Source organism: Staphylococcus sp. EG-SA-2 (assembly GCF_017152085.1).
This window is the reverse complement of record NZ_JACYHC010000623.1, coordinates 1-2383: the sequence shown is the minus strand read 5'-3', so window position 1 is coordinate 2383 and position 2383 is coordinate 1. Positions and strand designations below refer to the sequence as shown.

At 34.4% G+C, this 2383-nt stretch carries 2 protein-coding genes and 1 pseudogene; all 3 read left to right on the top strand.

All coding sequences use genetic code 11. The features are described 5' to 3' along the window. The coding region (locus IDG60_RS11185; protein ID WP_206160700.1) for an SDR family oxidoreductase at window positions 1–791 on the top strand (791 nt) is incomplete at its 5' end. Window positions 792–1053: 262 nt separating this feature from the next. Then, window positions 1054–1416, top strand: coding sequence for a hypothetical protein (locus tag IDG60_RS11180; RefSeq protein ID WP_000910576.1), 363 nt, complete (start codon window positions 1054–1056; stop codon window positions 1414–1416). An 874-nt stretch (window positions 1417–2290) separates the two neighbouring features. Continuing rightward, a pseudogene (locus IDG60_RS11175) lies at window positions 2291–2383 on the top strand (histidine racemase CntK); the annotation flags it as partial.

Below are 2383 nucleotides of genomic sequence, written 5' to 3'. Positions count from 1 at the left end.
TCGTAACAGGAGCAAGTACAGGTATCGGACAAGCTTCTGCAATCGCTTTAGCTCAAGAAGGTGCGTATGTATTGGCGGTAGACATAGCTGAAGCGGTATCGGAGACTGTCGATAAAATTAAAAGTAATGGTGACAAAGCAAAGGCTTATATTGTGGATATAGCAAGCGAACAACAAATTGACAATTTTGCATCAGAAATTAGAGAACAGATTGGGCATGTTGATGTGTTATTTAATAATGCCGGTGTGGATAATGCGGCTGGTAGAATTCATGAGTATCCAACAGATGTATATGACAAGATTATGAATGTAGATATGCGTGGAACATTTTTGATGACGAAAATGATGTTACCTTTAATGATGACTAAAGGTGGCTCTATTGTTAACACATCTTCATTTTCAGGACAGGCAGCAGATTTGTATCGCTCAGGATATAATGCTGCGAAAGGGGCAGTGATTAATTTTACGAAATCCATTGCAATCGAATATGGTAGAGATGGCATTCGAGCTAATGCGATTGCACCAGGTACGATTGAAACCCCGTTAGTAGATAAACTGACAGGTACGAGTGAAGATAAGGAAGGCAAAGCATTCAGAGAAAATCAGAAATGGATGACACCGCTGGGACGTTTAGGTAAACCAGAAGAAGTAGGCAAGCTCGTTGTCTTTTTAGCATCTGATGAGAGTTCATTTATTACAGGTGAAACAATTCGTATTGACGGTGGTGTTATGGCTTACACATGGCCTGGCGAGATGTTGAGTGATGATTCGTGGAAGCGGACATTGGAATAATTATTTAAAATCGATATCCAGTGGAAAAGAATTTGGCATGAAGTAGGCAATGTATGCATATTGTCGCAATGAAAGACATTTAAAGCCGAGATTAATTAATCTTTGAAAATCACATATTGTTCATTTGAAGTGTATTGCTTAAAGCTTGTTTTAACGTATTGTAGGTCGTGCATCTAATTTATCAGAATCTCGAGTTCAAACTTTTGGAGTATCTTTAAAATAAGCTGTATTTTGTCTATTCTAATAAATTAAGGAGAATTTTATGTTAAAAGAAAAAGAAAGTTTTAGATTGCTATATCAAGCTATAAGAGAGATTGCAGATAAAATTGGAGATAATCAGTTAGAAACTAATTCCGTTAGTTTATTATTATTGGACTTTGATTTTGAACATGAAGTATTTGATGAATTGTATCTTGCGATTTTAAAATATTTAAATACAGTAAGTATAGAGAACATAAGTCATAGTGAGCTTTTGAATTTAATAGAAAATACGATTCCAGAAGATCGAGATATTAACACGTTTGTAAAAAATAAAATAATAATTGGCTTTGCTAATAATTATTTCCCTGAATTACAAGTATTAGCAAACGAAATAAAATCTGATATGGCTAGTTCATTAAAATAATGATATTTTTATTTGAATTTTTAAAGCTTTGTACGAAATTGTACAAAGCTTTTTTTGGTGCGCATTGCATGGGCAACAACTTGACGATGAAAATTCGTTACAGGATTGGTGATAGGAAATGTTAGCGAAAGACAAGGGGATCCATTGTAGATTAACAAAAGGACGTTTCCACAAGTGTGGGTTATTCTCACTAAAGCAATACGCAGAGACAACTTACGTAAAATTTTGAACTGACGAGAACGGAACTTCTATTCAATTATTGATAAAAATTTTCAAAAAGACTTGAATGTGCTGAGAATACGATGTTTATGGAAGGATTATCAAAATATAAATGTGCATTCATTTACAACCTTTATTGACAATGATTCTCAACTAATATAGTATATAATCAAATCGTAATAGTTACGATTTGTTTTCTGCAACTTTTTTGAAGTTTTAGTTGAGGTGAAAACAGTAAAAGCATCTAAGTGAATGTAGTTAACGGACAACTGCATTCGCTTGTAGAGCCACAAGAAGCAACTTTAAATAAGGTTTACGGTTGCATGTTGATACAACAACCGATTACTAAGTCATGCTTTCCACTTTGCGGGTTAGCATGACTTACCTAATAGATGGGAAACTATTAGGTTCATCTTCTATTAAAAATTACAGGTTTAGAGGAATACAGTTGCTTGCTTCGCAACAACTGCATAAGAGCCATGGTTTTCGCTTTTGCGAATTAGCATGACTTACCTACTAGATAGAGCTATTAGGTTCATCTTCTAAAAAATTACAGGTTTAGAGGAATACAGTTGTTTGCTTCGCAACAACTGCATAAGAGCCTCTAGTAATTAAAATTACAGAGGCTCTAAAAATACATCTAAAGGAGTGTCGTATGAATCGGCAGGTTATAGAATTTTCTAAGTATAATCCTTCGGGGAATATGACGATACTTGTTCATTCAAAACATGATGCTAGTGAATATGCA

Bases quoted from the DNA above. Each gene is read 5' to 3' on its own strand.
- IDG60_RS11180 (WP_000910576.1), top strand. From the start codon at position 1,054: ATGTTAAAAGAAAAAGAAAGTTTTAGATTGCTATATCAAGCTATAAGA.